Genomic DNA, 5,611 nt, shown 5'->3' with positions numbered 1-5,611 from the left:
TGGCCATTAAATTTGAGGGGAGGATCAGTTTGGACATCAATACGGAAACCTAATTATTTAGTGGAAATTTCCCTTCCCTGGGGCTAGCCCCAGGGAAGGGAAAGGACAGAGTTTAGCTAACACTCCCTTTTATAATGCTCCAATATTCACTTTGATCACCCTGTTTTTACTCATTTCAGGAACCATAATTATTCCTGTAGATGGGTCAATTCCTAAATCTGCAAACTGATTAAATCCGGTAACAAGTTCTTTCACGTTTCCATGTTGATCAATTTTCAATAATCTTCCTCCAGTCCAATCTGTCGCATAATAATTTTCCTTGTATTTAACCACTCCATCCAGATTGGCTATTGGCTTGCCTGTCCCCAAAGACTTAATAATCTTGTTTTCTAGATTCACTATAATTATTTTGCCTTTTCTGCTTGTCTCGAATGTAGCTATGTTGGTCATGGGGCCCCATGTCGCCACAATTAAATCATCCCCATCTACCCACAATCCATTGGGAAATTCCAGCTCTTCATCTTCTAGCCAAATTTCTACTTTACCCATATCCGAAACCTTGTAAATACGGTTGGCATAAGTATCAGAAACAAAAATATCTCCATTTGCACCAATAGCCACATCATTTATAAATTCTGCTTTTGGCAATTCAATTTTTCTAATGATTTCCCCTTTGCTCATATCTATTTCAACCAGTCCCCCCCTATCTCCTACATACAAATGTCCTTTCCAGGAAGCCATTCCTGTTGGTGCGTCCAATCCTTCCACCCATCGCTCATCCAACACCTTCCCGAATTGATCAAGTTTAGTTATCCATCCATATTGATCTTTTTCAAGCGTAACTTTTCCTCCACCCAAACTGGAAACATACCATGCATTTGTTTCCTGGTCCCAGTAAGCATTTTCTGGTGCATCCAATGCATCCGAAATTGTTTTAGGCATATTTTCAAACATTTCTACACGCTTTCTCCACCAATTTACAGACCTACTCAGGTGATTTTCAGTTTTTTGTTTTATGCCAAAAGTGTGAAGAAAAATTTCCCCATCATACCCTATTTTTATTAAAGCATCCAAAAATTTATTGATATCGTAATCCCCCTCATCAAGTGGTTTAATAGCATCAGACCAATTCGCCTTATTATTTGGTCGTAAAGTAATATCTGCCCCAGCTACAGACACATACTTCAAAAATGGCATTGCTTTTATGGCCACTTCCAACATTCTTTCTCCATTACCGGCTCTTAACTCATGACAGGAATGCATGGTTAGGAATAAATTGGGAGCATTGATTTCTTTAATGTAAGGAATAGCTTCTTCCACCGATTCAATAAAAGTGTTATCATGAGGATAGATAACAATGTCTTTACCAAGTTCGTGGGCCTCTTGCGTCATTTCCTTCAAAAGGGCCAGGGTCTTTTCTTTGCTGGCTTCTTCTTTCTGAATAATTACCCAAAGGCTTTTTAGTGCTGGAAGCTCTAAAGTTTTCCGCCACTTTTCATCTTCGGAACTATTTTCAAAACTGAATGGGAAATAAACCACAGGAATTGACATTTCACCCGTTTGAAACTGTTTTGTACTCAGGTATTGCCTATATTTTTCCCTCTGAGAATCATTCTTAACAGCAAAGGTCACTCCTTGTATCTTCAACTCACTCAAAAGTTCAACCCTTTCTTTTATTGGAATTTGATCCATTTCAAAATCGAATACAAAGAGTTCTTTTCGAATGCTTTGTCCGTACATTTCACCTATCACCGCATATACCAGAAGGATGAGAAACGATATTTTTTTAATAATCAATGTCATCTTTTACTTTTTTAAATAATAGTCAAACCACTGTCGCTCGCTATCCATTAACACCTCCTCAGGAATGCCTGGATTTTTTAAGTCCTTAGCCCAATTTTCAAGCCTGGCCCTCAATTTTTTTACTTTATTAGGATACTTATCAATCAGATTTTCTCTTTCTACCGGACTTTCACTGAGGTCAAATAAAAATTCGTTTTTTCCGTAGACCAGATATTTATAATCTCCAGACCTTACAGCAGATTGCCCCCAAAACCTCCAAAACAAAGCTTTGTGAGGATCTTTAGAATTTGAACCATCAAGAAATGGAATTAGATTTATGCCATCCAAATTTCTATTTGGTTTTGCACCGGCCACTGCTAATGAAGTTGCTGCTACATCAAGTGAAATCACAGGACGATGATAGACTTTTCCCTTTGGCAATTTATTAGGCCAAGAAACAATAAAGGGAACTCTTATACCACCCTCAGTTATCATTCCTTTCTCCCCCACCAATGGATCATTCAGGGATCCATCCCAGGCACCGCCTTTAAATGAAATAGGAACATCCTTTTTTTCTATTTTAAGTGGAGCTCCATTATCACTGATAAAAAATATGAGGGTATTTTCTAACAGCCCTAGCGTACTCAAGGTCTCCCTAATCTTACCCACACCATCATCAATGGCAGCCATCATGGCCAAGCAGTACCTTCTTCTTTCGGGCATATCTTCAGGAAACCGGCTGAGGTACTTTTCTGTAGCTTCTAAGGGGACATGAGGAGCAAAATATGATAGGTAAAAGAAAAATGGTTTATCCTTATTTCTCTTTATAAATGTTGTTGTGGCCTTGGTCTGGATGTCCAAACGAAAACCTTCTTCCTTTCTCCACTGTGGTTCAATACTGTTTCCTTCCAAGTCATAATTGGCCCAGTATCTATTAAGAGGACCGTAGAAAAATTCATCGAAACCCCGTGAAGAGGGAAAATACGCCATTTTTTTTACCAATGGGATATCAGAAGCCTTAACATCTTTTCCATTTAAGTCGGGTAAGTTTTCATCAACCCATGCCATTTGCTGATGATTGGGGTCTAAATGCCATTTTCCAGTCATGCCAGTAACATATCCCTCTTTTCTCATCATTTCCGGAAGCAGCTCCTGATCCAATGGCATGGGGATGGTACCGTTATGATCTAAACCAAACCGTTGCTGATACTTGCCAGATAGCAAGCCTGATCGAGAAGGAATGCATTGAGGGGCTGTCACATATCCGGAAGTCATTCTTACTCCATCTTTGGCCAATTTGTCTAAATGAGGAGTCTTAAGGTCTGTTCGATATCCCTGTGCACCGACATCTGCATATCCCTGATCATCTGTATAAATAATAATTATATTAGGCTTGTCTTGGCAAAATGAGGAATGGGACAACCATAAAACCGTAAACAACACAAAAAATATTATTTTCATATTTTTCTTATTTAAGGGGAAATGACTCATATAACTTGAATAGCTAATGAGAATAATTGGCTGGTTCATTATCTAATTAATCAAAAATATTCTTTGGAAAATCATTTTTCATCCTGCTTCGTAACGTCCCGTACAAAACAGGATACCTTTTTTAAGTACACCCCCTAAATTGGGATAAATTGACATTAACCCTTAAAATAAATGAAGCCTTTATTATTCTTGTTTGGGTTCTTATTATCTTTTCAATTTCCAAAGGAACCTGAGCTTTTTCTGCTGGATCTAAAAAAAACAAATGATTTAGTGGTCTCAGAGATTGATCAAAATACTTATGACATTGAAACCACTGGAAGTGATCCTTATATTTTCTCTCACCCATTGACCAAAGACTTGAGCAAGGACCATAACATCGTATCTTTTGAATATTTTTGTCCTACGGGAATGGATTTTTTTGAGTTATATTTTTATCCGCTTACTGAAAAACGAAGTCCTGTAATGGTCAGAGACATAGGATCCTCCGAGGGTTGGGTGGAATTTACTATTGACATCACAGAGGCCAGAAAATCTTGGGGTAAATCAGGGGATATTCTTAGGATAGACTTCGGAGGTTCTCCGGGAATCAATATCCAGATCAGATCATTAAAAGTAAGGACACAAACCCGAAGAGAAAAAGAACTTTATGCTCGAAAAGAGACTGTAAAAAAACAAGAACTTCAATACGAAAAGAGATTACAATCCTACCTTTCAAATGATTTTGCTTCTAAAATCAGTAGCGTTAGCATTGAAAAAAATACGGTCAACATTAAAGGTGTATTAGATAAATCCGGTATAGAATATGTACTCGCAGAAGTCCCGGTATATTCCGATGCTACACAAACAAATGAATTGGAAGTCATCCAGGAGCTTAACTTGGACAATGAAGGAATATTTAATATTTCCATGGATCGATTCATTGAACGCAATGGTTTTACATATGACCGCTTACTTTCAAAATGGATCATCCTCAAAAAAATCGAAAATTGTTACGTAACAGCTTCTCATGCAAGGCATCCGGATTCCATATCATCACAATACAATTATGAATTCGAACCTCCAAGGACCATTAAGGGAATAGGTGGATATAGTGCTGACAGGGCGGCCCCTACCACAGATTTGGACGATTTGGATATTTCCAGTGCCACCATCAATATCTGGGTGAATAAATTCTATAAATCCAGCCCCGCCCCACATCATATAGAACACAATTATTTAGGGAAAACTTATTATTTTGATAAAAACATTCTAGCAGGATATGACCGATCCTTTCTGGAAGCGGCAAAGCGAAACATTGAGGTATCTGCCATCATATTAGTGGATAAAGCCTCTGATTCTCCTGACAAAAGAATAGGCAACATCTTACAACATCCAGACTGCGATCCATCCGGTATATATAGCATGCCCAACGTGACCTCCCCAGAAGGAGTGCAGTTTTATGCAGCGGTCATAGATTTTTTGGCAGACCGGTACATGAGACCTGACAAAAAATATGGCCGGATCCACCATTGGATTGTCCACAATGAAGTAGATGCGGGCTGGGTTTGGACCAATGCAGGAGATAAATCTTCCTTAGTATTTCTGGACCTTTATCATAAGTCCATGCGGATCATTAACAATATTGCAAAAAGTTATATCCCCCACTCAAAGGTATTCATTAGCCTTACTCATTACTGGAACTGGACTTCCAACCCCCACTTTTATCTGTCCAAAGAATTGTTGGAGCATTTACTTCGGTTCTCAAAAAGGGAAGGAGATTTTGATTGGGGCATTGCCCAGCACCCTTATCCCGAATCTTTGCGTGAACCGAAAACTTGGTTGGATAAAAAGGTAAGTTTTAATTTTGATACCCCACTAATTACATTTAAAAACATAGAAGTGTTAAACGCCTGGGTTCAACTCCCAGAGGCACTTTATCAAGGTAAAGAAAAAAGGCTGTTGTACTTATCTGAGAACGGTACTAATTCCCCTAGTTATAGTCAGAAAGACCTCCACGAACAAGCCGCGGGCATGGCCTATGCCATGAAAAAAATCAAATACCTCAAAGGTATAGATGGCTTTCAATATCATAATTGGCAAGACCATCGTAAAGAGGGAGGACTACGAATCGGTTTGAGGAAGTTTCCTGATGATGAAGATGATCCTTCAGGAATAAAGCCCGTCTGGCACGTATACCGTGCTTTTGGACAATCCGATGAAGATGAAATCTATGCTCCCTATCTAAAAACAATAGGAATAAATTCCTGGGACGAAGTTCGCTATAAAGAAGCTATTTACGAAAAGAAAATTGATCCAAAAACATCCGGCATCCCCATCAAAACCGCAGCCCCCCCCCCCT

General features: G+C 38.8%; 3 protein-coding genes. 1 reads left to right on the top strand and 2 read right to left on the bottom strand.

Annotated elements, in window-relative coordinates; all coding sequences use genetic code 11:
- Window positions 1–129 precede the first annotated feature (129 nt).
- The gene (locus ACYVAA_RS22075) at window positions 130–1,803 is read right to left on the bottom strand and encodes a TIM barrel protein (RefSeq protein ID WP_460546077.1); all 1,674 of its coding nucleotides are present in this window, start codon (window positions 1,801–1,803) and stop codon (window positions 130–132) included.
- A 3-nt stretch (window positions 1,804–1,806) separates the two neighbouring features.
- Window positions 1,807–3,312, bottom strand: a complete 1,506-nt coding sequence (locus tag ACYVAA_RS22070) for a sulfatase family protein (protein WP_460546075.1) — start codon at window positions 3,310–3,312, stop codon at window positions 1,807–1,809.
- Window positions 3,313–3,444: 132 nt separating this feature from the next.
- On the opposite strand from ACYVAA_RS22070, the gene ACYVAA_RS22065 reads away from it, so the two are divergent.
- Window positions 3,445–5,611: DUF5722 domain-containing protein (locus ACYVAA_RS22065; RefSeq protein WP_460546073.1), on the top strand; the 2,167-nt coding region annotated here is incomplete at its 3' end.

The organism is Echinicola sediminis (assembly GCF_054777495.1).
Note: the sequence above shows the minus strand (reverse complement) of the source record. Positions and strands in the feature narration are given on the sequence as shown.